The organism is Pseudomonas sp. REP124 (assembly GCF_020164475.1).
GTDB lineage: Bacteria > Pseudomonadota > Gammaproteobacteria > Pseudomonadales > Pseudomonadaceae > Aquipseudomonas.
Genome location: NZ_JAIQWX010000003.1, coordinates 89,128 through 112,684, shown reverse-complemented (window position 1 = coordinate 112,684; position 23,557 = coordinate 89,128). Strand labels below are relative to the sequence as shown.

At 59.3% G+C, this 23,557-nt stretch carries 22 protein-coding genes and 1 pseudogene; 11 read left to right on the top strand and 12 right to left on the bottom strand.

What is annotated here, in order from left to right:
* Window positions 1-57 precede the first annotated feature (57 nt).
* The 3 genes from K9857_RS01730 to K9857_RS01720 all read left to right on the top strand — a co-directional run bounded on the left by K9857_RS01730 (window position 58) and on the right by K9857_RS01720 (window position 4,087).
* Window positions 58-522 (top strand): transketolase, encoded by a 465-nt coding sequence (locus K9857_RS01730; protein WP_175379997.1) that lies wholly within the window; start codon window positions 58-60, stop codon window positions 520-522.
* Between the two features lie 56 nt (window positions 523-578).
* Complete coding sequence (mdeB, locus tag K9857_RS01725; protein WP_224533183.1) at window positions 579-3,278, top strand: alpha-ketoglutarate dehydrogenase; 2,700 nt, start codon at window positions 579-581, stop codon at window positions 3,276-3,278.
* 68 nt (window positions 3,279-3,346) lie between these two features.
* A complete protein-coding gene (locus K9857_RS01720) occupies window positions 3,347-4,087 on the top strand; it encodes a sulfite exporter TauE/SafE family protein (RefSeq protein WP_224533182.1) in 741 nt (246 codons plus the stop codon).
* On the opposite strand, the gene K9857_RS01715 is transcribed toward K9857_RS01720, so the two are convergent.
* Window positions 4,084-4,410 carry an AzlD domain-containing protein gene (locus K9857_RS01715; protein ID WP_224533181.1) on the bottom strand — a complete coding sequence of 109 codons (327 nt, stop codon included), beginning with the start codon at window positions 4,408-4,410 and terminating at the stop codon, window positions 4,084-4,086. The two genes, K9857_RS01720 and K9857_RS01715, sit on opposite strands and share 4 nt — an antisense overlap.
* Entirely contained in the window at window positions 4,407-5,144 is a 738-nt protein-coding gene (locus K9857_RS01710) for an AzlC family ABC transporter permease (RefSeq protein ID WP_224533180.1), read from the bottom strand. Before K9857_RS01710 ends, K9857_RS01715 begins: the two co-directional genes overlap by 4 nt.
* A 130-nt stretch (window positions 5,145-5,274) precedes the next feature.
* Here K9857_RS01710 and K9857_RS01705 point away from each other — a divergent pair, with 130 nt between their 5' ends.
* Window positions 5,275-6,153 (top strand): LysR family transcriptional regulator, encoded by an 879-nt coding sequence (locus tag K9857_RS01705; RefSeq protein ID WP_224533179.1) that lies wholly within the window; start codon window positions 5,275-5,277, stop codon window positions 6,151-6,153.
* 34 nt (window positions 6,154-6,187) lie between these two features.
* On the opposite strand, the gene K9857_RS01700 is transcribed toward K9857_RS01705, so the two are convergent.
* Window positions 6,188-6,397: a hypothetical protein gene (locus tag K9857_RS01700; protein ID WP_175379991.1), complete on the bottom strand. Its 210-nt coding sequence runs from the start codon at window positions 6,395-6,397 to the stop codon at window positions 6,188-6,190.
* A gap of 611 nt (window positions 6,398-7,008) precedes the next feature.
* On the opposite strand from K9857_RS01700, the gene K9857_RS30240 reads away from it, so the two are divergent.
* Window positions 7,009-7,143: a hypothetical protein gene (locus K9857_RS30240; protein WP_256672783.1), complete on the top strand. Its 135-nt coding sequence runs from the start codon at window positions 7,009-7,011 to the stop codon at window positions 7,141-7,143.
* A gap of 130 nt (window positions 7,144-7,273) precedes the next feature.
* On the opposite strand, the gene K9857_RS01695 is transcribed toward K9857_RS30240, so the two are convergent.
* The gene (locus tag K9857_RS01695; protein ID WP_224533178.1) at window positions 7,274-7,516 is read right to left on the bottom strand and encodes an AbrB/MazE/SpoVT family DNA-binding domain-containing protein; all 243 of its coding nucleotides are present in this window, start codon (window positions 7,514-7,516) and stop codon (window positions 7,274-7,276) included.
* Window positions 7,517-7,606: 90 nt separating this feature from the next.
* Between K9857_RS01695 and K9857_RS01690 the strand changes: the two genes are divergently transcribed.
* The gene (locus K9857_RS01690; RefSeq protein WP_224533177.1) at window positions 7,607-9,199 is read left to right on the top strand and encodes a sensor domain-containing diguanylate cyclase; all 1,593 of its coding nucleotides are present in this window, start codon (window positions 7,607-7,609) and stop codon (window positions 9,197-9,199) included.
* 26 nt (window positions 9,200-9,225) lie between these two features.
* Here K9857_RS01690 and K9857_RS01685 read toward each other — a convergent pair whose 3' ends face one another.
* A complete protein-coding gene (locus K9857_RS01685) occupies window positions 9,226-10,020 on the bottom strand; it encodes a DUF1206 domain-containing protein (protein WP_224533176.1) in 795 nt (264 codons plus the stop codon).
* 259 nt (window positions 10,021-10,279) lie between these two features.
* A complete protein-coding gene (locus K9857_RS01680) occupies window positions 10,280-11,173 on the bottom strand; it encodes an AraC family transcriptional regulator (protein WP_224533175.1) in 894 nt (297 codons plus the stop codon).
* A 105-nt stretch (window positions 11,174-11,278) separates the two neighbouring features.
* On the opposite strand from K9857_RS01680, the gene rclC reads away from it, so the two are divergent.
* Window positions 11,279-11,854, top strand: a complete 576-nt coding sequence (rclC, locus tag K9857_RS01675) for a reactive chlorine resistance membrane protein RclC (protein ID WP_224533174.1) — start codon at window positions 11,279-11,281, stop codon at window positions 11,852-11,854.
* A 259-nt stretch (window positions 11,855-12,113) separates the two neighbouring features.
* Window positions 12,114-14,936, top strand: coding sequence for an ATP-binding protein (locus tag K9857_RS01670; RefSeq protein ID WP_224533173.1), 2,823 nt, complete (start codon window positions 12,114-12,116; stop codon window positions 14,934-14,936).
* Between the two features lie 227 nt (window positions 14,937-15,163).
* Here K9857_RS01670 and K9857_RS01665 read toward each other — a convergent pair whose 3' ends face one another.
* The 5 genes from K9857_RS01665 to K9857_RS01645 all read right to left on the bottom strand — a co-directional run bounded on the left by K9857_RS01665 (window position 15,164) and on the right by K9857_RS01645 (window position 19,700).
* Window positions 15,164-16,036 carry a glycine betaine ABC transporter substrate-binding protein gene (locus K9857_RS01665; RefSeq protein WP_224533172.1) on the bottom strand — a complete coding sequence of 291 codons (873 nt, stop codon included), beginning with the start codon at window positions 16,034-16,036 and terminating at the stop codon, window positions 15,164-15,166.
* Between the two features lie 121 nt (window positions 16,037-16,157).
* Window positions 16,158-17,171, bottom strand: a complete 1,014-nt coding sequence (locus K9857_RS01660) for an aldo/keto reductase (RefSeq protein WP_224533171.1) — start codon at window positions 17,169-17,171, stop codon at window positions 16,158-16,160.
* A gap of 63 nt (window positions 17,172-17,234) precedes the next feature.
* Complete coding sequence (locus K9857_RS01655) at window positions 17,235-18,002, bottom strand: VOC family protein (RefSeq protein ID WP_224533170.1); 768 nt, start codon at window positions 18,000-18,002, stop codon at window positions 17,235-17,237.
* A 31-nt stretch (window positions 18,003-18,033) separates the two neighbouring features.
* On the bottom strand, window positions 18,034-18,468 hold the full coding sequence (locus tag K9857_RS01650) for a putative quinol monooxygenase (protein ID WP_224533169.1): 435 nt from the start codon (window positions 18,466-18,468) through the stop codon (window positions 18,034-18,036).
* A 941-nt stretch (window positions 18,469-19,409) separates the two neighbouring features.
* Complete coding sequence (locus tag K9857_RS01645) at window positions 19,410-19,700, bottom strand: hypothetical protein (RefSeq protein WP_224533168.1); 291 nt, start codon at window positions 19,698-19,700, stop codon at window positions 19,410-19,412.
* A gap of 181 nt (window positions 19,701-19,881) precedes the next feature.
* Here K9857_RS01645 and K9857_RS01640 point away from each other — a divergent pair, with 181 nt between their 5' ends.
* On the top strand, window positions 19,882-20,124 hold the full coding sequence (locus K9857_RS01640) for a hypothetical protein (protein WP_224533167.1): 243 nt from the start codon (window positions 19,882-19,884) through the stop codon (window positions 20,122-20,124).
* Window positions 20,125-20,362: 238 nt separating this feature from the next.
* Here the strand turns inward: K9857_RS01640 and K9857_RS01635 are convergent.
* A pseudogene (locus tag K9857_RS01635) lies at window positions 20,363-21,793 on the bottom strand (IS1182 family transposase).
* Window positions 21,794-21,916: 123 nt separating this feature from the next.
* Between K9857_RS01635 and K9857_RS01630 the strand changes: the two are divergent.
* A complete protein-coding gene (locus tag K9857_RS01630; protein ID WP_224533166.1) occupies window positions 21,917-22,204 on the top strand; it encodes a barstar family protein in 288 nt (95 codons plus the stop codon).
* A gap of 511 nt (window positions 22,205-22,715) precedes the next feature.
* On the top strand, window positions 22,716-23,522 hold the full coding sequence (locus tag K9857_RS01625) for a lytic transglycosylase domain-containing protein (RefSeq protein ID WP_224533165.1): 807 nt from the start codon (window positions 22,716-22,718) through the stop codon (window positions 23,520-23,522).
* Window positions 23,523-23,557 lie beyond the last annotated feature (35 nt).

Below are 23,557 nucleotides of genomic sequence, written 5' to 3'. Positions count from 1 at the left end.
AGCCCGCTCCCACAGTAATTCGAGTCCTATCGGCTTTGTGTGACAGGAGTTACCACCATGCAAGGAACACCGCCATCCGCCACCTGGCTCAAACCACCCTCGGCCGATGCCGCCGTGGTGATCGTGTCCAGCGCCACGCTGCCGCCATACATGAACCACCAACTGCACAGGGCCATCGACGACTGGGACCAGGTGGCCCATCTGGTCGTCCAGCAATCCGGGGCCTTCATGCAGGACTGGCTGCAGGCCGGCTCCAACCCGGACGAACCGACACTCGCCGCCACCTGCCAAGCCAGCCAGTTGCTGAGCTGTGTCGCCAAGGGCTGCTTTTTACTGGATGTCGAAGTCGGCCCGGTCCCCAGTCTCACTTGGCTCGGCTCGGTGCGCGGTCATCCGTTGCGGCTGGTCAGGCTCGGCAAGGAGGCGTCGTCCCATGCCGCGATGGATCAGCAGGTTGAGGAGATTCTCGCGCTCACCCGGACGCTGGCCAAAAGCGTGCTGCAAGAACGCTGTGGCCTCTAGCGAAAGTCGAGCAGAGCGACCACATTGATGTAACGCCGATTTTGCAGGAGTCGCCCATGAACCCGTCCGATCAACACGCCCAATCGCCGGGCCAGGCAGCGGAAGACCTCGAGGAAATCGCCGAGTGGCGCGACGCCTTGCTCTCGGTCATCGCCTATGGCGGCACGGAGCAGGCGAAAAGGATCCTCGATACCTTGCTGGCAGTGGCCAGCGAAGCGGACATCGGTTGGCGCCCCAGCTTGGGCACTGCGTACATCAACACCATCAACGTCGACCGCCAACCGGTGTTTCCCGGGGACCTGGCCATCGAGGAGCGCTTGGCGTCGATCATGCGCTGGAACGCTTTGGCGATGGTGGCCCGGGCCAATCAGGCCTACGGCGAACTGGGCGGACACATCGCCAGTTATGCCAGCGCCGCCGATCTGTTCGAGGTGGGTTTCAACCATTTCTTCAAGGCCCGAACCGAGAGCAACGGCGGTGACCTGGTGTTCTATCAGCCGCACTCGGCGCCGGGTGTCTACGCCCGGGCCTTTCTCGAAGGACGGCTCGAGGAGCGGGACCTGCATCACTATCGGCAGGAAATCGGTGCCCGGGCCAACGGCGCGCGGGGCCTGTCGAGTTATCCGCATCCGTGGCTGATGCCCGACTTCTGGCAATTTCCCACCGGCTCCATGGGCATCGGCCCGATCAGCTCGATCTACCAAGCGCGCTTCATGCGTTATCTGCAGCACCGCGGTTTGCTGGACACTACGGGCCGCACCGTCTGGGGCGTGTTCGGTGACGGGGAAATGGACGAGCCGGAAAGCATGTCGGCGCTGACCCTGGCGGCGCGCGAAGGGCTGGACAATCTGGTGTGGGTGGTCAACTGCAACCTGCAACGGCTGGACGGGCCGGTGCGCGGCAATGGTCGAATCATCGACGAGCTGGAAGCACTGTTCGGCGGCGCCGGCTGGAACGTGATCAAACTGGTCTGGGGTTCCGATTGGGACGGCCTGTTTGCGCGGGACACCGATGGGGCGCTGGTCAAGGCGTTGTCCGCCACCGTCGATGGCCAGTTCCAGACGTTCGCGGCGAAGGACGGCCAGTTCAACCGCGAGTACTTCTTCGGCCAGAACGAGGCCTTGGCAAAACTGGCCCAGGGTCTGAGCGATGAGCAGATCGACCGCCTCAAACGCGGTGGTCACGACCTGGTGAAAATCTTCGCCGCCTATCACGCTGCCCAGCGCGAAGGGCGCAAGCCGACGGTGATTCTGGCGCAGACCAAGAAAGGCTTCGGTATGGGCGAGGCGGGGCAGGGGCGGATGACCGTGCACCAGCAGAAGAAGCTCGACCGGGAGGCGCTGATCGCGTTCCGCAATCGCTTCAACCTGCCATTGACTGATGAGCAGGCCGCCGAGTTGAGCTTCTTCAAGCCCGACGAAAACAGCCGTGAAATGCGCTACCTGCACGAACGCCGCCGGGCCCTGGGCGGTTACCTGCCGACGCGACCCTCGGCCTGCCCGCCATTGGCCGTTCCCGAGGTCGACAGCTATGCCGGCTTTGCGATCGCCGCCGACGGCAAGGAAATGTCCACCACCATGGCCTTCGTGCGCATGCTCGGCGGGTTGCTGCGGGACCGGCAACTGGGGCCGCGCATCGTGCCGATCGTGGCCGACGAGGCACGCACGTTCGGCATGGCCAGCCTGTTCAAGCAGATCGGCATCTACTCCAGCGTCGGCCAGCGCTACGAGCCGGAAGACATCGGTTCGATCCTAAGCTATCGCGAGGCCCTCAACGGGCAGATTCTGGAAGAGGGCATCAGCGAGGCCGGGGCGATCAGTTCCTGGGTAGCGGCTGCGACCAGTTATTCGGTGCACGGCCTGCCCATGCTGCCGTTCTACATCTACTACTCGATGTTCGGTTTTCAGCGCATCGGCGACCTGATTTGGGCGGCGGCGGATCAACGGGCCCGCGGCTTTCTCCTGGGCGCCACCGCCGGGCGCACCACCTTGGGCGGTGAAGGCCTGCAACACCAGGACGGCAGCAGCCACCTGATGGCCGCGATGGTCCCCAACTGTCGCGCTTACGACCCGGCCTTCGCCTGCGAATTCGCGGTGATCCTCGACCACGGCATGCGCCAGATGCTGGAGCGTCAGGTGGACGAGTTCTACTACGTCACATTGATGAACGAAAACTACCCGCAGCCCAACCTGCCCGAAGGTGCGGAGCAGGCGATCATCAAAGGCATGTACCGCTTCGCCCGGCATGAGGGCGCCGATGCGCGCGGCAGTGTTCAGCTGTTGGGTTCGGGGGCGATCCTGCGCGAAGTGATTGCCGCATCGCAGTTGCTGGCCAGCGACTGGAACGTCGACAGCCAGGTGTGGAGTGTCACCAGCTTCAGCGAACTGGCCCGGGATGCTCGGGAGGTCGAGCGTTGGAACCGCCTGCATCCGCAACATCCGGCTCGCCGCAGCCACCTCAAAGCTTCGCTTGAGGGATCTGCACCGATCATTGCCTGCTCCGATTACGTGCGCGCCTTGCCCCAGCTGATCGGCAGTTACCTTGATGGCCGCTACACCGTGCTCGGCACCGACGGCTTCGGCCGCAGCGATACCCGCGACAGGTTGCGCAGGTTCTTCGAAGTGGACCGTTATCAGATCGTGTTGAGTGCGCTGACGGCGCTGGTTCACGAAGGCACGCTGGAGGCGAGCGTTTGCAGCGAGGCAATTGCGAAGTACGTCATCGATATCGACTGTGCTGCGCCATGGGAGAGCTAGGATCTTCCTAAACCCGACGCCTGGCCGTAAGGTGGCCGAAGTTTTCAACGGTCGAGACGGAGCAGGGCATGTCGCTGGTCGAGTTGTTTTTGTTGGGGATACCGGCGGTCTTGCTGACGGGGATTTCGAAGGGCGGCTTCGGCGGTGCGCTGGGCGGCATTGCCGTGCCGTTGCTGGCGCTGAACATGCCGCCCACCCAGGCGGCGGCGATCATGCTGCCGATTCTGTGCCTGGCCGATATCACCGGGCTGCGGCGCTTTCGTGGCAAATGGGACAAGGGCAATCTGAAGATCATGATTCCCGGGGCCTTGGTCGGCGTGCTGATTGGTGCGCTGTCGTTCGGCGCCTTGAGTGAGCGGCTCATTGCGCTGTTGATGGGGGGCATCGCGATTGCGTTTTTCTGCCTGAACGTATGGACCGCCCGGCACGCCCTGGCACCAGCACAACCCCACGCCGGCAAGGGCACGTTCTATTCCGCCCTGGCGGGTTTCACCAGTTTCGTCGCGCACGCAGGCGGGCCGCCACTGATGATGTACCTGCTACCGCAACAGATGGACAAGGTGCGCTACATCGCCACCACCAACGTGTTCTTCCTGCTGACCAACGCGATCAAGCTCGTGCCCTATGCGCTGCTGGGGCAGTTTTCGACGACCAACCTCGGCGCCAGCCTGGCGCTGGCTCCGATCGTGATTCCCGGCGTCTGGCTGGGGATCTGGCTGCAGGGTCGGGTCAACCAGAAATGGTTCTATCGCATCGCTTGGTTCGGGCTGCTCGTCACCGGGGTGCAGTTGGTGCTGCACAACCTCTAAAGCCCCCAGTACTTCAGCGCCCACAACGTGCCCATCCCGACCACCAGCGTGAGCAAGGTACTGCGGGTTCGCCAGGCGACGAGGGCTGCGAGTATCGCCGCGGGAATCTGCGGATTGCTCCAGTCAAACGTCCCGTGGCGATCCGGGTAGACCACCGCCGGCAACACCAGCGCGGCCAGCACGCTCGCCGGAACGTAGAGCAGGGCGCGGCTGAGCAGCGGCGGGATGCGCAAACTGCCGTAGAACTGGATGAAAGACAGGCGGATGGCGAAGGTGCCGGCGCCGATCAACAGAAATAGGCCCCACTGGGACAGCTCGCTCATGAGGCCTCCTGTTCGGCGTCGGTGCCTGGTGCGGTGTTCAAATCCTTTCGCAGATGCTCGACGGCAAGTCCGGCGATGACACCGCCGAGCGAAGCCGTCAGCATGCCCAGGTTGTAGGGCAGGTCGACGCCCAATATCGCCAGCGAACCTCCCGCGATGGCGGCGCTCAAGGTCGCGGCATTGCGGATGCTGGGGATCAGCAGCGCCAGGAATGACAGTGGAATCGCGAAGCCCAGGGACCAGGACTCGGGTATGCGCGCGCCCAGGAACACGCCCGCCAGCACCGCCAGATTCCAGCCCAGCCACATCGTGATCGCCGCGCCCATGTAGTAGGGGAATGCGAAACGTCCCAGCCCGCCTGTCGCCGTTCTCAGGCTGAACAGCGCGAACACCTGGTCGGCGAGCAGGTAGGACAGCGGCCAGGTTTTGCGCCGGGGCAGATCGTGCAGGTGCGGCGCGAGCGATGCGCTGTACATCAGAAAGCGAAGATTGATCACCAGAGCGGTGAGCACGATGGTCACCGGCATGGCGCCGTTCTGCAGCATCTGCAATACGGCGATCTGCGCCGATCCCGAATAGAACAGCAGCGTCATGCCCATGGCCTTGGTGGCCGATATGCCCATCCCGGCAGCGGTGACGCCAGCGATCAAGCCAAAAGGAATGACCCCGGTGGTCAAAGGGCAAGCGCTGTGAGCACCGTGCACGAACGCCTGTGTCCCACTTCGATAATTCATTTGAGTTCCTTGAGCTTGAGCGGGCCGTTGAGCGTAAACAGATGTTTCATGATCAAAATAATGCGGGCGCCAACTGGGAACAACGGTAGATTTCTGAAATATTAGGCCTAGAAAAAATGAGGCTCACGACATGTTTCTCGACTCTCCCATCCGCCACACCCTGCAACTCAATGCCCTGCGCGCCTTCGAGGCCTCGGCGCGTCTCGGCGGTTTCGCCCGGGCGGCCCATGAGCTGAAGGTGACGCCGGGCGCCATCGCCGCCCAGGTCAAGGCGCTTGAGAACGAATACGGCGCAGCGCTGTTCGAGCGCCATGCCAAGGGCGTGCGGTTGACGGCCCTTGGCGAAAGCATGAAGGACCAGTTCATCGAAGCATTCGACGCCGTGGAGGAAGCCGCCCGAACCCTGCGCCGACTCTCTGCCCCGCAGCGGGTGCATATCGTCACTTCACCTGCGCTGGCCGAACTGTGGATCGGCCCACGCCTGCCACGCCTGACTGAAATGCTGGCGCCCATCGAAATTTCCGTCACCGCCGTCGATGAAGCGCCCAACCTCAAACGCAGCCCGTTCGACCTCTGCCTTTTCTACACCGAGCAGCTTGAGCGCGGTCAACGCATGCTCGCGGTCGAGGAGGTTCTGCCGGTCTGCGTGCCCGCGCTGGCGGCCCGGATCAGTCAACCAGAGGATCTTGCCGATGTGCGCTGCATTGCCGATGTGGGATGGAGTGACTGGGACGTCTGGACCCGCTCGGTCATGCCCGGCCAGAAGTTCGTGGCGCGCGGGCCGGGGTTTTCCCTGTATTCCATCGCTGTGCAACAAGCCTTGTTGGCGTCCGGTGTGCTGATCGGCCGACGCAGTCTCATACAGCGTTATCTGGACAGCGGTGAACTGGTGGCGCCGATCAATCAGTCGGTGCCGCTGGGGATGGTCATCGCGGCGTGGAAACTGCCGGGAGCCAAGGGCAACCGCATGGTGGCTGCGGTGGAAGAGGCGTTGATGCAGCTGGCGTAGCTCCCAGCGCACGGATGAGGCAGGAAGCGCTGTTTCAGTCCGGCGCCATGAACACCGCCAGCGTCAACTTGATGAACTCTTCATTTTTGTCGATGACGTCCAGGGCGGCATGCACGTTGTCGGCAATGTCCTTGGCGCCGTGCTGCTCGGCCCAATTGGTGAGCTCCATGATGGCCGCTTCGAGAGCAAGCTGGTTCTCGTTGATCTTGTACAGCAGCGAAGGGAGCAGGTCGGAATTTGGCATCGCGAATCCTCGGGTTTCGGGTCAGCTTAGCTCACCGCTGCAACACTACTCGGAATCGAGTTGCCAATAACGCTCAAGCGCAAACATATCCGCACGCTTGGCGGCTCCGAATTGCGCCAGTTGACTACGATACGCGCCGGGATTTTCGGCCAAAAAGATAACCACAACTGAAGACCGCATAATCGTCGCGCAATTGGGCATGAACCTCTGCCACACTGGAGTATCAAACGCATTGGGAAAGGGAAAACAATGGAGCGCCCGATGAGCCCGAACAGTCACGATTCGATGCGCAAGTTGAAAGCCTCCCTGGCAAAGGATCGCAGGGATAAGGAATGGCCGGAGGCGACGTGTGAGGCTTGCCACTTGCCATTCCGGTACCACTGCAACTGGACGCCCGCGCCGGTGTTGTGCAGAAGCTGTCGGGCGGGGCGAGAGGCGGCGCACAAGTCGGACGAGGGTGACGCAGGAGCACTTCCATAGGTGCATTCATAGAGAGGTGCATTCATAGAGAGCTGCTTTCATAGAGAGGGGCACTCATAGATAAGTTTTGACTCATCGGTTCTCGATCGATATATAGCCCGCGTCATTAATTTGTATTGGAAGGTCATGTCATGAGTAACGAGAACGAGGCTCCCGAACCGGAGCATGAACATCTTCTTGACCATGAGTTCGCGTCTCAATATGACGAAGACGAGGAATATGAGGACGAGGACCTGAATTCCTATCTGGACGAAGAAGACGATTAAGACGGTTCTGCCCGCTTGGGATGGAGCACACTTTTAAAAAATGGAATGAACTGGAAGCGCTTCATTCCAATAGATTGAGCCCTGGCACCCGCCGGGGCTTTTCATAAACGTAGCAAAGTGGACCACGCGATCAGTCGCCAGCCAGAAGCTGCCGAGCCCCGTCCGACTCCATATCGCTCTTCCAAGCAGCCCTTAGCTCATCGATACGATCCGCAACCCGAGGCGTTTTTGAAAGAACAAAACACCGGGTATTGCCCACAAACTCTTCAATCAGGTACAGCGAGTCGCCTACATCCAGTTCCAGCTCTTGCAGGGCTTCATCCGGGATACGAATGGCGCCGTCTCCATCCCAATCTTCAATGGTTACTTTCACCGATAGCATCCTCTGACATTGGCTTTTCGCCGGTAAAAACGATTATCCACGGCTAAATCGCAGATGATTTTTGTGGATGAGCGGGGCAGTATGTCTGATCTGCGCAATGGACGATGCAAAATGAAATGGACTAAACGGCGCAGCTCGCTGATGGGCTTTATTGCGCTGGCTATCGGACTGGTACTGTTTTCGGCTTTGCTTCTGTTGAAGTCCGAGACCCAGCGGCGACAGACGTATTTCTCCGAGTACGTGCAAAACATTTCCGGGATCGTGCGCAATCAGCTCGATACCAACGAAGCGGTGCTTTCGGGGTTCTCCGCGTTTCTGCAAGCCGTTGATCAAAGCGATACCGAGGCGACGGCACGGTATGCGGCCGCTGTTTTATCGGCTTACCCTCATATCTACATGCTCGAGGCCGCGCGTGCGGTGCCTATCGCCGAGCAGACGGCATTTGAACAGTTGCTGCGGCGCACCTGGCGTCCGGATTTCGAACTCAAGGATTTCCCGAGCCTTACTCAGCAGTCCGCTCAGCCACAGGCCTATCTCGGCGAGACCTGGCCCGTGCTGTTCATGTACCCATCCCTCCCGGGGGCCAGTTCGATCTACGGCGTCAGGCTGGAGACCGTGGGCCATCTTTCCTATGCGCTGGCTCGCACCCGCAGCAGCCAGAAGCCGGTCGCATCACCGGTGTTCTCCATGTTCGAGGGTGATAGCGCCTACATCCTGATGCAGTCCGTAACCCGTCCCGCCCATGTTCGAGAAACCGCTGCGCCCAACTTTTTCGGGAGCGCGATGGTTTCATTGCTGTTGATCCGGACGGATTCGCTGCTGGAGGCCGCGAACGAAGCCAACATCGATCCATTGGTTCATATCTCTGCCGTACTGAAGAACGCTGCGGGATCCGAAAGCGACATCTTTTCAACGCAGGTTCAACAAGCGGGATTTCTGGATCGTCTGCTCCTGCCGCAAATGACCGACAGGGTCGAGATCCGCAGTGCATCGCAGCCCATGACCTTGATGTTCGAACGTCAACTGCGTCTCGGGGATGTACTGACCGAAGAGATGTTGATGATTCTGCTGGTACTCGCCGGGGCACTGGTGTTGATGCCGATGGTCTTGATTCGGCATTTCAGGGCGATAGAAAGGGCGGATGTCGAGCATGAGCGTTCGGTCTATCTGGCGACTCACGATGTCCTCACGCAATTGCCGAATCGCTACCTGTTTGCCGAACGGTTCAACCAGGCGTTTTCCGACTGGCAAGTGAAAGGCGTCCCGTTCGCCCTGCTGGTGATCGACCTGGATCACTTCAAGGACATCAACGACCGTCACGGCCATGAAGTGGGCGACCAGGTTCTGCGAGCGGTTGCCAATCGAATGCTGCACAGCACCCGCGCCGGAGACACCGCGGCGCGGTACGGCGGCGATGAATTCGTAATGCTGATTGCCGACTTGGAAGACCTCGAAAACGCGCAGGCGAAGGCCGCAAGGGTTCTCGGCAGTCTCTCGCAACCGGTCATGACCAGCGCAGGAGAGCTATCGGTATCGTGCAGCATCGGCGTTTCGTTGTGTCCGGTTCATGGCCAGAATCTGGATACGCTGCTCAAGGCGGCAGATCAGGCCATGTACGGGGTCAAACAATTGGGTCGCAAAGGCGTTGCGATTACCTCTGTCCCAGAAGCCTGAGTCAGCCAGGCGATGATCAGGCAGATCTATGTGACGTTTATCTTTCGCCAAGCGGCCTCGGCAAAGCTGTAAACCGAGAAGGCGATCAGCCCCAGGGCCATCAACATCAGGACCAACCCGCCAGCCGGCAGATTCTGCAGGGCGTCGAGGGCGTCCTTCATGCCCGGCGGATGCAGCGCCTGGTAATTCGAGCCACTGAGTATCAGCAGCAGGCCGATTTCGATAAAAACAACGCCACGGGCCATGAGGCCAAGCCGAGACACCGGACGGACGTACTGCATGACGTCTTCATCCGCTTCAAAGTACTTCTCGAACGACGCCTTCCAGCCCTTGATGATGTGAGCAATGCCTACGCCAAGCGGCAAAAGCGCGATCAGATACACCAGCAGGTTCGATGCTTCCCAGGACAGCACATGCGCCAGCAAATCCCGGGTTTGCCCACCTTTGGAATCACCTGAACTTCTGATTCCGCTGATCAGCAATCCCAGGGCAAAGAACGCCAGCCCTCCATTGAAAAGACCACCGGCCAACAGACCTGCACGAATGACCAATCCCTTGAATCGCTTACCGTGATGATCAACGTCGCGGATGGCCTGAAATACCCGCCATCCCGCGTAGGCGAACAGACCAATCACCACCAGCCCGACCAGCACGTAGCCAAAGGGTTGGCTCAGTAACGCTTCGAGGCTCTTCTCACTGTCTTTGGGTTTGGTCGAATCGACAGCCGCCAACAGCGCAAAAATCCCGATGATCAGATAGAGAACGCCACGGGCGGCATATCCGCCGCGTGCGAGTACGATGAGGCTCTGTTGAGTGGACATGACGTCGAGTTCCCGAGAGCTGATACAGCAGAAGACCAGCCCGGACGGGAGGGGTTCGCTGGAAGCAGGCTGGCGATCCCGGCTTTTTTGCAGTTTCAGACACGACAAGATCTTCGATCAGGGAATTGCCAAGCGATCGCATAATCGGGGGCATGCACTGTTGTAATGCTCTGCGCTTATCAGCGTGCACCATGCGCTTTGAGATGACTCACAGAGTCGCGACACCCCAACCGCTTGGAAATGTAGCAACTGCAACCGACTATATTTCACGACGTATTTTTCCAGGTGCCTCGCCATAGAATTCCTTGAATTTCTTGCTGAACGCCGACTGGGATTGGTATCCAACCTGCGCGGCAATATCGCTCAGCCCAAGATGGGAATGGCTCAAGAGGCTAAAGGCCATTTCCATCCGAACCTGAGTCAACAGCACCCAAGGTGATGCGCCCGCCACACGAACGAATGCCCGCATGAAGGTGGCTCGGGACATCGTCGCCATTTCTGCCAATCCGTCGATAGTCCATTCATTTGCAGGGTCGCTCAGCATCGCATGCCACGCTCGGCTGAGGCGCTTTTCACTGAGCAGAGCCAATGAGCCCGACGTTTGGCCGTCACTCGTCAGATGAGCCCGCAGGATCAGGGTGAATAGCGCCTGAGACAGCGCGTCGAGCATGAATCGCGAACACACCTGATCACCATCAGCTTCACCGCGCAGAATCTCCACCAGAGCCGACAGCGGCCCACTGGCCGTTGAAATGACGAGATGCTCAGGCAAAGCCGCGAAGAGGAGTGAGGTCCGGTTGAAGTGAAATCCGCCGCAGAGCATGTCGAAGTCAAGGCTCGCTCCGCCGATACGATGGACCGGCAATGCGCCCTTGTGGGTGATTTTTGGCACGGTGGGAGCCACGGACTTCTCTGGGCTACGCATGACATGCGGCGCACCTCCAGGTAGCAACAGAATGTCGCCGGCCCGCATCGGGATGCGATGGCCATCCGGGAAGTCCACACGGCATTCTCCAGCCAAAACGATGTGGTATGGCGCCTTACCCAAAGCCTCCTGCTCATGTTCACGAGCCCAATCACCTTCGAACTGGCAGCGCAGATCCAGACTGCCGCGGACGTTGGCCATGCTGATGAGCTTATCGATCGAATTCATTTTGCACCTTGAGACGATTGAGCAAAAACTTGATTCCCGCGAACAAAAGTAGACCCTAGCGTTACCTCAGACTGGCTCCGCATTCCAAACATTCGGAGAAGTCTAATGATCACCTCATTCACCGCCTGGCTACGCATCATCAGCAAGGCCGATACGTTCAGCACCTCACTCATGCGGCTCGCGATAGCTGTGGTTTTCCTTTGGATCGGCGCGCTCAAGTTCGTCCCGTATGAGGCCGACAGCATCACTCCCTTTGTCGCCAACAGCCCGTTCATGTCGTTCTTTTATGAACATCCGCAGGAGTACAAGGCGCACCTGACTCATGAGGGCGAGTTGAACGCTGACAAGCGCGCCTGGCAGACAGCCAACAACACTTACGGTTTCTCGACTGGGCTGGGTGTAGTCGAAATCCTGATCGGTTTGCTGGTGCTTTCCAACCCGATTTCACGTCGCACGGGATTGCTTGGTGGTGCGTTGGCCTTCGGTACGCCGTTGGTGACATTGACCTTTCTCATCACAACACCGGAAGCATGGGTAGGTGCTCTGGGAGATGGCCAGCATGGATTTCCGTATTTGTCCGGTGCAGGTCGCCTGGTGCTGAAAGACGTTCTGATGTTGGCAGGCTCCCTCCCGGTCATTGCAGACTCTGCTCGCCAGTTAGTGCGTGAACGCGAGGCGTGAGTTCTCCTGGCTTTATTCAAATAATGCGCCGCCCAGGCGTGATAATCCGTGTCCCTGATAAAAGCGCCGGCAGACGTGATGGGGGCGCTGTGAACTGGGCCATTCGCCCGCTGGGCGCGCACGCCGTCGCGGTGGGTCCATATTTACCTGTATGCAACCTCTATCGACTGGCGCTGGTCATAAACATCCACTAGAAAACTTATAGCTGCCAAATCCGTAAACATCTCTCATTTCCAATGCGGCCGCGGGAGAGCAGACCATGAGCAACACGTTCACCTTCGGCCCGTTCCTCCTGTCCCCTAGCACCCGCATCCTGCGCAAGGACGGCGCGGAGATGCCCCTAGGGAGTCGCGCGTTCGACATCCTGACCGCCCTGGTGGAGTGCAACGGCAAGGTCCTGACCTGCCGGGAGCTAATGGCGATTGCCTGGCCGGACCTGGTGGTGGAAGACTCCAACGTGCGCGTACAGGTGGCGAACATCCGCCGCGCTCTAGGCTGCGGCCAGGACGGCGCGCGCTACATCGCCAGTGTCGCCAGGCGTGGCTACTGCTTCGTGGCCGAGGTGGCGCGAACCACGACAGAGGCCAAGGCGCCGTCGCTGTTCAATTTCCCATTGCCCTTGAAGGGCGCCGTGGGGCGGGAAGAAGCCGTCGTCGAACTCTCCCAGGCAATCCAGGACAGCCGCCTGGTCACGGTGGTCGGCGGCGCCGGCGTGGGCAAGACCACTCTCGCCGTGCTCGTCGGCCATGGCCAGCACGATCTGTTCCAAGAAGCGATCTTCTTCGTGGACCTGAGCACCCTGGACTGCGACGAGATGGTCGCGGAGGCGCTGGCCTGCGCGGTCGGCTACACCAGCCCGGGCGCCGAGCTGTTCCCCGGCTTGTTAGAAGTGCTGTCGACGCGCAGAACGCTGATCGTGCTCGACAACTGCGAGCACTTGGTTGGCGCGGCGGCGGCACTCTGTGGGCGGGTACTCGAGGGATGCAGCAGCGTGAGCTTCCTTGCCACCAGTCGGGAAGCGCTGCGGGTCAGCGAGGAATTCGTCTACCTGCTGCGCCCCCTGGCGTCGCCACCCAACACCGGCCGCCTGTCCGCGCAACAGGCCATGGAATGGCCCGCCATCCAGCTGTTCATGGAGCGTGCACGGGAAGGCGGTGTGCGGGGCGGCCTAAGCGACGACGACGCCCCCATCGTGGCTGCCCTGTGTCGACGTCTGGACGGCAATCCCCACGTCATCGGCCTGGTGGCCAGCCGGGTCGGGACCTACGGCATCAAGGGTGTCGCCGACCTGCTGGAGAACCAGTTCGCCTTGCACTGGCAGGGCCGCCGGGATGCCTGCCCACGGCAGCAGACGGTGGAGGCGATGATCGACTGGAGCCACAACCTGCTCACTGAACATGATCGGCAGGTGTTGTACCGGCTGTCGGTATTCTGTGGGGAGTTTCCCATTGGCGCCGCCGTGGCCGTGGCCTCGGATGAGCTGTTCAGCGCCTTCCAGGTGGCCGAGGCTATCGGTGATCTGGTGGACAAGTCACTGGTGGCCGTGAGTTCGCTGAACGACGAAGTCCAGATCCGTCTGCTCGAAACCACCAGGGCCTATGCCGCGACCCGCCTGGCCAAGCTCCAGGGGCGCGACGAGATCGCGCGCCGGCATGCGCTGTATTACGCGCAGCAGCTGTGCATCCATGTAGGCCGCCAGGCACGGCCGGAAAGCGCCGACGCACTGACCTGCGCACCGGAGATTGGCAATGTTCGCGCGGCGATGGAGTGGGCCTTCACCTCCCGGCAGGACCTCGCCCTGGCGGTGGAAATCAGTGGCATGGCTGCGCCGCTGCTCCTGGAGCTTGGCCTGTTCCGGGAGTGCAAGCGCTGCTGCGAGCGGGCCCTGAAGCTGCTGCCGGAGTCGCTGCGCTCGTCTAGCATTGAGCTCGGCTTGCTGGAGTCGGCGGCCATCACCTACTACTCCGGTGGCGACTACGACGGTGAGATGACCCATGTGGTGGAGCGCGGCCTGGCGCTGTCCCGCGAGCTGGGCGACGTCAAGTCGGCGTTCCAATTCCTCGCCGGCCTGCATCTGGCGCGGATGGCCAATGGCAGGTTCGCTGAGTCCCTGTCCGTCAGCGAAGAGTACGCCGCCATGGCCTGCGCCCAGGGCGGCCATGACGAAGCCGTCATCGCGCGCTGGATGGAAGGCTCGTCGAGGCATTTCAGGGGCTTCCAGCGGGCGGCCGACGACAGCTATGGTGCCAGCGTCGAGCTGGTCGCGCGGCACGAGCTGCGGCCGCTGCACTATTTCGAGCTCAAGGAGCAGGTGGTCGCTGGTCTCGGCATGGCGCGCGTCAAGTGGATGCGCGGCCTGCCAATCCAAGGGCTGCAGTTGGCCCTCGGCGCCATTGAGGAGAGCCGGCGCCACCCGGACTCCTTCTACCTGAGCGCAACCTTGTGTTTCCCCATCCTGCTGGGAAATGGCCTGACGGACCTGGCCGAGAAGCTCATCCAGGAGCTGGAGAGCGTCGCCAACGACTACAAGGTGGCGGTGCGCAGCCAGGTCGTGCATTTCCTCAAGGGCCTGCTGCTGCATGCGCGCGGCAGTTTCCCGGCTGCGGTTGTGCACCTCCGGCAGTGCCTGGACATGCTGCCGCCACCGAAGATGAGCGTGGTGCGCACGGATGCCTTGCAGGCACTGGCGGAGGCGCAGTTCGCCAGCGGCGATGCCCTGGCCGCGCTGGCGGCCATAGACGAGGCCATCGACCTGGCGGAGAAAACCGACGGCGCGTTCAACCTGGCCGACCTGCTGCGTACCCGCGTCGAGGTGATGCAGGGTCTGCCACAGGGCCAGCAGGAGCCCCTCGAAGATATGCTGGCCCAGTCCCTGGACTGCGCCAGGGAGCAATCCGCACTCGGCTGGGAACTGCGGGTCGCGCTGAGCCTGGCGCGGTTCAAGGCCTCCCAGGGCAGGCCTCGGGAAGCCCGGGCGCTGCTGGAGGAGGTCTACGCGCGCTGCAGCGAGGGCTTCGAGACCCGCGACCTCATCGAGGTGACGCAGGCGCTCGAAGCCCTGTGCGGGGAGCCTGCCCCCTAAACAGGCTCGCCGTGGCTGGCCCTCAGCGCCCTGGCAGGCCTTCGGTGCCGGTCCAGATCCGTACGATCCGGCGAGCTGGGTGGCGCTGAACCTGTTTATTGCAGATATCCTTATGGAGCCAAGGTCTGATGCGGGCCCGCGGCGACCGGGTAGTCGGCGGGGACCTCATGGACTGCCACTCATGGGGCTCCGGGGGCGGAGCCGCGCGCATCGTTGAAAATGCTCAGTTACTCGCGGAACCAGGCTTCGACCGTTGCCGGATTGGCCGCCATCCAGTCGCGGGCGACCTGCTCGGCGGGGGCGCCGTCCACCATCATCCGGCGCTCCAGCTCGGTGGCCAGCGGGATGCCCAGGTACACCCGCCCCAGCACCTCGCGGCTGCGCGCGGGCAACTGCTGCCAGATCTCCTTGCGTACCACCACCACGGCGCGGTCTACGCCAAACACCTGCTGCGGGTCTTCCAGTACCCGTAGCGGATACAGCGCATTCAGGTACTGCGGTTGCCAGAGGGGCATCACCATCCAGCCGCCGCTGGCGGAGGCGTCGGCGAGACGCTTCGACCATTCGGGAGCGGGAGCCACGTCCAGTCGGTAACCGGTCTGGTGCAGGCCGTAGTCCTGCATGACCCGCTCGGAGCCCTTCATCAGGCCGGAGCCCGGTCCAACGCCGACGATTCGGCGGTCCATGCGGGCCAGCACGTCGGGCCTCTTCAGGTCATCGATGGACGCTACCGCCTCGGCCGGCACATGAGCCGGTACCGCCCAATAGAGGCGAGCGTCCTCGTAGAGGATCGCGGCTTCCACCAGGCGATCGGCGATCGGCGCCTGCAGGTGGCCGTGGGCGTTGGGGAGCCAGGACGCCACCAGCAGGTCGGCCTCGCCGCGCCCCAGCCGGCCATAGATATCGGGATGGTTGCCCTCGACCACCTGCACCGGATGCCCGAGGCGCTGGAGCACCTCCTTCACCACCGCCGCGCTGGTGGTATAGAAACTGAGGTTGATCTGACCCATCATCAGCGTTTTGGGCTCGGGCTCGGCATGGGCTGGCGTGGCGCAGGCCAACCAGATCGACAACAGGAGCAAGGCGGCAGGCGTTTTCATCTGGGCTGTTCTCCAAAGGTCTGATTCAGGGCGGCCAGGCCGTTCCGGTAGATCGAGGGGAACAGCTGTTCCGCCTCCGCTTCGCTGACTCCGTCCGGGGTGAAGGTGCCGGACTCCTCGATCAATCGGCGATGGGCAACGGCGCGGCCGGGTTCACCAGCCCGGCCTGGCGCAGCCTATGCCAGAACTCGGCGGGTATCGCTTCGTTGAGCGCCGCGCGGTCCTCGGTGATCCTGCTCGGCTGGCTGGCACCGGGAATCACTGCGGCCACCGCCGGATTGGCGAGGGCGAACTGCAGGCCGGCAGCTTTCATGCTCACGCCACAGGCTTCGGCTATGGCCTTGATGCGGGCGACCTTGGCGAGGATCGAAGGCTTGGCCGGCGCGTACTCGAAATTGGGGCCGCCCACCAGGGCGCCCGAGCTGTAGGGGCCACCGACGACAATGCTCAGGCCACGCTCGGACACCTGGGGCATGACCCGCTGCAAAGCCCGGTTATGGTCGAGCAGGGTGTAGCGGCCGGCGAGGAGGAAGCCATCCGGCCTTGGCGTTTCCAGGGCCAGGAGCAGCTCGATGGGTTCGACGCGATTGACCCCCAGGCCCCAGGCCTTGATCACCCCCTCGTCGCGCAGGCGGTCGAGGGTCTTGAAGGCGCCCTTGCGCGCGCTCTCGAAAACGCCGAGCCATTCGTCACCGAAGAAGTCCTGCGCCACGTCGTGCACCCAGACGATCTCGATATGGTCGGTCTTCAGCCGCTCCAGGCTGTCCTCGATGGAGCGCAGGGTCGCGCTCTCCGAGTAGTCGTTTTCGATCTTGTTCGGCCTGCCGTGGCGGAACACGTCGCCTTTGTCGCCCATGTCGCGGACGCTCGGATCCTCGACTTCGTCGAGAACCACGCGGCCGACCTTGGTGCTGATGACGTACTCGCCACGGGGGCGGCTGGCGAGTGCTTCGCCCATGCGCAGCTCGGCCAGCCCGGCGCCATACAGCGGAGCATTATCGAAGTAGCGGATACCGTCGCTCCAGGCGGCGTCTACCGTTGCCCGCGACTGTTCTTCGGGAATCTCGCGAAACATGTTACCCAGTGGCGCGGTGCCGAAGCCGAGCTGGCCGGGCAAGATATCCTTGAGTGTCATGGTGTTCCCTCCATCGAGCCTGGGTCGCTTATTGGTTAGCCGGCGAGACCACGGAACGCAAGACTACTTAATGCTCTCGTACTTCTTGTCGTGGGTCTGCTTGGATTTTTCAAATAGCTGCTTCACCGGCGCCTTCACCTGATTGAACTCCATCTGCTCACCTTCAGGCCCTTTGCAGTAAGCTAAGGCCCAACCATTGGATTTTCCCTCGGAAATTTCCAATGCGTTATCTTCAATTGGCGCACTGATGCGCTCGCTCTCGGAAGCGACTGATACATTCCGATTGCATCGCACATTATTCATGCCTAGTGCTTTAGCCTCCTTCTCCATGTCAGCAATGAACTGATCAAAGTCAGCATCTTCTCTTACTTGAAACGAAACGTGCATATTGGTGGGAAATGACGGCGCCGTGTTTTCGTGCGCAGGAGCGAACGTTCCTTCAGTCCAAGGTTCTTGCACCGCATTGCGATACTGAAGCAGTTCGATCACTACATTCTTAAATTGGATGAAAACCACATCCAATCTCTGGTCGCCACTCCGTAAGTCTGGTACACCAATAGAGCGAGGATTAACCCCGCGAGACTTAGCATTCAAATCATCAATCTGCATCAGCGTGTTATGAATTTGATCACCCTGAAAATCTCCATCCCGCATAATTTCAGTTCCACCTAACACCTCAGTATAGAACTTATGCGCCCTCGCTATATTTTTGACCGTAATGCCAAAATGCTGCACGCCGTCCATGCGAGCAGCTACTGATCCTGCGGATTGAGCGCTAGCAAATCCGACCGTTGAAAATAAAATGGCTGCAACAAAAAATTGAGCTTTCATAGCTTTTCTCCTTCAGTGGGTTCGAGGGCTGCTATTTACCAGGCCGGGTAATGTCTGCGCTTGACTCAATTAGCTGAAACGGTATTGCCACTAATTGAACTGAGGCTAAGTCCCCTACAACCTTTGCCCACGAAGAAACATGAGCAGTCTGAACGTGGAAGTCGAAAGCTGCTTTATCATTGAAATGCTCATACCACATGAACTGTAATGGGTTTGATTTAGACTGGTGCAGCTGATAAATGCTGAGCCCACTCTCGGCTCTGCTTTCTTTAATCAGAGGCAACGTCTCCTCAACGAACTGCTCGAACGCCTCAGGCTTGACAGTAATAGTTGCCATCACCGCATAGATAGCAGCTTGATTATTGTGACTAAGAGATTTTTGTTCGGCAGACACATTGCTGGCGAAAAAACCAAGAACAATAGCCAGCCCAGCAGCAGAAAGGCAATTGTATTTAAAGGTAGTCATTATGTGCTCCTGTCGAACGTTTCGTTAGGTCGCTAGCATAGCTGTGCAACTAACGTAAACATCAGGAGCGCTTGATGGTAGTTAAGAGGTGTTAAATTACGTGAAATAACTGGCTGACAATTAGCCGGCGCCAAATAATCAGTCAAATTAGAAGCATGGGCCAAGGATGTCTATGGGATCTTGAGTAGTCCACTTTTGAGTCAGCCAGCGAGGGTCTTCACCACAGTAGAGCTATAAATTGAGTCGACTTATACGCTGAAATTGGAGGTTTTATCTCTCGCTCTGAGTTAATCGATCATGGCAAGTAAAGCAGCTGAGCTATGGCTAGCTCGGCTACATGACCGGCCGCCTCTGGCCGTTTTCTGCCTTTCACGACAGGCAGAAAGCGGCCAAAAAGATGTCAGAAGGATTTCTCAAAATCTGAGATTTAAGCCCGCCGAATTGCTGTGCATCAGTGCCAATCTTTAAAGCAGTGCATGCATTGACGCGCTCGCCAAGTTCTCAACTGCCCACCGCAGAATGAGCAGTGGGCAAGCTTTTGCTCACAGCGCAGCTTCATCCGATGGCGGAAGTAATCCCAGACGATGCTTGGATCGATATTTTCCCGCCGAACTAACTCATCTACTACCGCCTGATCCCCCTTCTCGTGGAGGACCCCGATGGTCGCTAGCGTTTCAATGGACGGGCAATAGGCGGTGATCGAGTCGCCGCAACGATCACAAATGCGATGACCATGGTCGAGTGTCATAGAGTCGTTTCAATTGGATAGAGTTAGAAATGTACCTTTTACACTGGCTGCCAGGAACGGACGAGAGGAGGTATCAGCCGTTTGTTTTCGGTGAAAGCATGGGTCGTGTTTTGCCTATGGTGTCCGGTTGAAAACGCCTTTAGTCGTAATTCAGCGGCGGATTGACGAACGTTACCCAGATTTCTTGGGATGTTTAGAGCTTCGAAGCCTGAATAGCTGCTTCGAGCAAAGAGCCAGTGATCCGGCGGCCATTGTAATCATCGACAAAGTAATTGATTCGGTTAGCTAGGTGCTGAATGGATAGCCAGCCCAAGCCTCGGTAGTCGCGCAATTCCTCGTCGTTGAGCTTAATCAAACATTCGTAACTCACAAAAGACGCCTCGCAGTTGACGAGGACATAGATTGAGCCATCTCCTGCGTGAAGGAGATGCCAAAAGTCGTCCGTTGTGTGAAATGTCGCAGGCGCGAGTTGAAGAAGATCCATGTTTGATTTTCGTAGGTTACCTTTCAGTTTCTAACCATAGCATGACTGCGAGCGCGCGATTCCGGGATGCCCGCTAACGACCCAAAGCTGACGTCAGGCAATGGATGCTCGTGGCCAATAGCTGTAATTAAGCAACCGGAGTAATCTTTCGGCCTTCCCGCACAATTGAGGCTAGCAACAGATGACGGAACAGCTTTGCGTGGTGTTCATTCCGGCTCTTTCAGTAGCGTTGCAAAACGCCGAAACGAACAAAGGCTCTCCACTTACAGAGTCCGAGGCGCTCAAAATCCGTGATCAAGCGACATGCGTTGCAGTTCCATTCGACGTCGCCCTAGGTATGGAGAAGGATCGTGGTTTCCGGGACTTGGTTGCTGAGGATTGCTGGAATGAATGGCAGCGACTACGGCTCACAATGAAGAAATGATCCTCCTGACCTGCACTATTCCTCAGTCATAAATGCGATCTTCTCCTGCTCATTTCTAGCGAAATGAGAGGCAGCTTCTGGCCCAGAGTGTGTAAAAACGCTTTTGTATCTTGAGTGCGTCAACCATGCGTTCCTAGGCGATGCGATTGCCCAAGCGTTTGCCGCGATAAGCATGATTGACGTTCCAAAGCGGTTATCGCGCGGTATAGCGCCTTCTGGAGCAGAGAAAACCGAGGCTTTACGCCGCCATCGCCTTCAGCAGGCCTGCTGTACCGATGATGTTCATAACCCGCTTCATGTTGTAGGCGAGCACATTGAGACTCATCTCCGCGCTTACCCCGACCAGTTTGCGCGTCAGGAAATGCGTTGAGCCCATCCATTGTTTGAGCGTCCCGAAGGGATGCTCAACCGTCCTTTTTCGGATTCGCATCATGTCCGGTGCATGGTTCAACCGATGCTGCATTTCCTCCAGCACCGCTTCATGTTCCCAGCGCCTTACTCGACGATTTTTGCTTGGTGTGCACTGCCTTTTCAGTGCGCAGCCCTGGCATTTCGAACTCCAGTAACAGTGCATATTCATGCCTTTCTCAATACTGGAGAAGCGCCAGGGCAGCGACTCTCCCGCCGGACAGATGTATTCGTTTTTCGTTGCGTCATAAACGAAAGCATCTTTGTTGAATCGACCATCCGCCTTGGCGCTTGAAGTCATCGGCTTTGGCACGTAGGCAGTGATGTTCGCGTCGTGACAAGCAAGGATTTCTTCACTCTTGAAGTAACCTCGATCAGCTACCACCGCCAACGTTTCTGACGCCATGGCATCGCGAGCCTGCTTCGCCATCGAGCTGAGTTGATCGCGGTCGGAACCGTAGTTGGTGACCTCATGAGCAACGATCAAATGGTGCTGAGTATCGACCGCTGTTTGCACGTTGTAGCCGACGATTCCCGTGCCGCGCGTCATCATGGAGCGGGCGTCTGGATCGGTCAGTGAGACCTGTTTATCCGGCGATTCATTGAGCTGGATTTCGATCGCCTGAAGCTCTTTCATTTGCGTCTTCAGCTTGGTGATTTTCTCTTCCAGCCGCACGGCGCTGGGCTCGGAGGCTGTAGGTTCTTGCCGATCGGCAGCATCGAGTGCCGTCAGGTAACGGTTGATGCTCGATTCAACTTCTTCCATTCGCCGCTTCAGTTTGGCGCTGGTGAAATTGCGGTCACGATTGTTGACTGCCTTGAATTTGCTGCCGTCGATGGCGACCAGATTTTCCCCGAACAATCCCAACTGCTGACACAGCACAACGAACTGGCGGCAGACGCCTCAGATGGCCTTGCTGTTGTCTTTTCGGAAGTTGGCAATGGTCTTGAAATCCGGCATCAAACGCCCGGTCAGCCACATCAGCTCGACGTTGCGTTGGGCTTCCCGTTCCAGGCGTCGACTCGACTGAACCCGGTTCAGATAGCCGTAGATGTAAATCTTCAACAGGATCGCGGGGTGATAAGCTGGCCGGCCCGTCTCTGCCGGTATGACACCGTCAAAACCAAGTTTGGCCAGGTCGAGTTCGTCGACGAAGACGTCGACTACGCGCACCGGGTTGGTATCGCTGACGTAGTCGTCAAGACTCTCGGGAAGTAAGGTGCTTTGACCGCGATGTTCGCCTTGGATGAAGCGCTTCATTGACGATTCCTGAGTTAAACACCTCGGAAAATCATAGCAAAGGTGTATAGCGGCATAGGCTCCCTGATAGAGGCGGACTTCAGTTACCCCTCTTACTGGCGAACAATTTTTGAGGTGCAGACGATGGCCCGCTTACAGGCTGTAAAGATTGACTTAAGTGAGGTGACGAATTCTGACGAACTCCATTCCATCTTGAAAGATGCACTCGGATTCCCTAGCTGGTACGGCTGTAATTGGGATGCTTTCTGGGACGCAATTACGGGACTTGTGGAAATGCCCATACACTTGAAAATTTCAGGTTGGAATACTTTATCCAGACGTTTACCGGGGGATGCGAAGCTGATGCAAAAAATCCTTGAAGACATGAAGATCGAGTATCCAGAACTCGCACCAGATGTGGAGTTCGACTAAACGATTTTTAGGCCGACATTTGGCCGGAGCCACGTAAACCGCCAGCCGCCCTCAGGAAATTTCAGTAGATCCCGCAGCGAGATTCTTGGCTCACTGCCGTTGGCTGGCTGCACCATCTGTTTTTACACACTCTGGGCCGTTTTCTGCCCGTCGCGAAAGGTAGAAAACAGCCAGCGGGCAGTGATCCTAATAAATAAATCTGTCCCATTTTTTTCGTCCCATTGTTCCACTGCGTGGAATGCGGGAGTTGGAATCGACGCAGAACCTGTAGGAGCCAGCATGCTCGCGAAGGTGGCCCAGACACCGCAGGGCATCAGGCACCCAGTGTCATCAGTCTCCTCCGTCCGCTGGCGCTTGCGCGAACACCGTCAGCCCGTACGTCAACGCAAGTTCCATGGCCGATTACAAGGGGTATAACTGTCAGTGCAACAGGCGGTGCACACGCCCTCCAAAGGCTGCGCCCTGACCAGCCCCTCCAGCCTGACAGGCACCCGCGGCGCGGAGCGATGTGATGAGTTCCAGAGCATGGCGATGGGCTCGCAAGAGTCTTCTTGGCGGCATCGAACTGGCCTTGCTGGTGGTGCCACTGTGCGCCAGCGCCATGTTCAAGTGCCAATCCAGGGACGGCGCCATCAGCTACACCAGCCAAACCATCGCCACCGCCCGCTGCACCCGCGTGAATGGCATGGCGGGCGCCGATGCCGGTGCCAAGGCAAAGGCCCAGCCACGCTCTGTCCGGGGCGACGACCCCGGCGCGATGCGGATTCGGGTGTTCACCTTCATGCACAAAGGTGTTCGTCAGTACGTGAGCCGGCGCCCCGTCGGGATCTCCGCGCGGGTTGATGAGCTCGACGTCTATTACATCAAGGGCTGCTACCTGTGCACGATGCCGAAGGATTTCAAGGTCGCCTCACTGCGCCTGGACACCCGGTCCTATCAGCGGGAGATCGAAGCCGCTTCGGGTCAGTATGGTGTCGACAGGGCGCTGGTGCGCGCAGTGATCCATGCCGAATCGGCGTTTCGCCCCTATGCCATTTCCGAAGCCGGCGCCCAAGGTCTGATGCAATTGATGCCCGCCACCGCCGAGCGCTTCGCCGTGAACGATCCGTTCGACGCTCGACAGAACATTCGTGGCGGTGTGCGCTACCTGGCCTGGTTGCTCAAGCGCTTCAACGGCAACCGGACGCTGGCGTTGGCAGGTTACAACGCCGGCGAAGCGTCCGTGGACCAGTACAACGGGGTGCCTCCCTACGCCGAGACGCAATCCTACGTCAGCCTCGTGCAATCCTTGACGGAACGCTATCAGAACCACCGCTAGTACCGCAGGGCCCATAGCCCGCAAGCCAAAGTGGC

What these genes read in the sequence shown, in the direction of transcription:
- K9857_RS01705 (WP_224533179.1), top strand. Translation starts at nt 5,275, where the DNA reads ATGTTTCTCGACTCTCCCATCCGCCACACCCTGCAACTCAATGCCCTG.
- K9857_RS01715 (WP_224533181.1), bottom strand. Translation starts at nt 4,410, where the DNA reads ATGAGCGAGCTGTCCCAGTGGGGCCTATTTCTGTTGATCGGCGCCGGC.
- K9857_RS01660 (WP_224533171.1), bottom strand. Translation starts at nt 17,171, where the DNA reads ATGACACTCAAGGATATCTTGCCCGGCCAGCTCGGCTTCGGCACCGCG.
- K9857_RS01655 (WP_224533170.1), bottom strand. Translation starts at nt 18,002, where the DNA reads ATGAAAGCTCAATTTTTTGTTGCAGCCATTTTATTTTCAACGGTCGGA.
- rclC (WP_224533174.1), top strand. Translation starts at nt 11,279, where the DNA reads ATGATCACCTCATTCACCGCCTGGCTACGCATCATCAGCAAGGCCGAT.
- K9857_RS01670 (WP_224533173.1), top strand. Translation starts at nt 12,114, where the DNA reads ATGAGCAACACGTTCACCTTCGGCCCGTTCCTCCTGTCCCCTAGCACC.
- K9857_RS01650 (WP_224533169.1), bottom strand. Translation starts at nt 18,468, where the DNA reads ATGACTACCTTTAAATACAATTGCCTTTCTGCTGCTGGGCTGGCTATT.
- K9857_RS01710 (WP_224533180.1), bottom strand. Translation starts at nt 5,144, where the DNA reads ATGAATTATCGAAGTGGGACACAGGCGTTCGTGCACGGTGCTCACAGC.
- K9857_RS01630 (WP_224533166.1), top strand. Translation starts at nt 21,917, where the DNA reads ATGGCCCGCTTACAGGCTGTAAAGATTGACTTAAGTGAGGTGACGAAT.
- K9857_RS01690 (WP_224533177.1), top strand. Translation starts at nt 7,607, where the DNA reads ATGTCTGATCTGCGCAATGGACGATGCAAAATGAAATGGACTAAACGG.
- K9857_RS01730 (WP_175379997.1), top strand. Translation starts at nt 58, where the DNA reads ATGCAAGGAACACCGCCATCCGCCACCTGGCTCAAACCACCCTCGGCC.
- K9857_RS30240 (WP_256672783.1), top strand. Translation starts at nt 7,009, where the DNA reads ATGAGTAACGAGAACGAGGCTCCCGAACCGGAGCATGAACATCTTCTT.
- K9857_RS01665 (WP_224533172.1), bottom strand. Translation starts at nt 16,036, where the DNA reads ATGAAAACGCCTGCCGCCTTGCTCCTGTTGTCGATCTGGTTGGCCTGC.
- K9857_RS01700 (WP_175379991.1), bottom strand. Translation starts at nt 6,397, where the DNA reads ATGCCAAATTCCGACCTGCTCCCTTCGCTGCTGTACAAGATCAACGAG.
- K9857_RS01645 (WP_224533168.1), bottom strand. Translation starts at nt 19,700, where the DNA reads ATGGATCTTCTTCAACTCGCGCCTGCGACATTTCACACAACGGACGAC.
- K9857_RS01640 (WP_224533167.1), top strand. Translation starts at nt 19,882, where the DNA reads ATGACGGAACAGCTTTGCGTGGTGTTCATTCCGGCTCTTTCAGTAGCG.
- mdeB (WP_224533183.1), top strand. Translation starts at nt 579, where the DNA reads ATGAACCCGTCCGATCAACACGCCCAATCGCCGGGCCAGGCAGCGGAA.
- K9857_RS01685 (WP_224533176.1), bottom strand. Translation starts at nt 10,020, where the DNA reads ATGTCCACTCAACAGAGCCTCATCGTACTCGCACGCGGCGGATATGCC.
- K9857_RS01680 (WP_224533175.1), bottom strand. Translation starts at nt 11,173, where the DNA reads ATGAATTCGATCGATAAGCTCATCAGCATGGCCAACGTCCGCGGCAGT.
- K9857_RS01720 (WP_224533182.1), top strand. Translation starts at nt 3,347, where the DNA reads ATGTCGCTGGTCGAGTTGTTTTTGTTGGGGATACCGGCGGTCTTGCTG.
- K9857_RS01625 (WP_224533165.1), top strand. Translation starts at nt 22,716, where the DNA reads ATGAGTTCCAGAGCATGGCGATGGGCTCGCAAGAGTCTTCTTGGCGGC.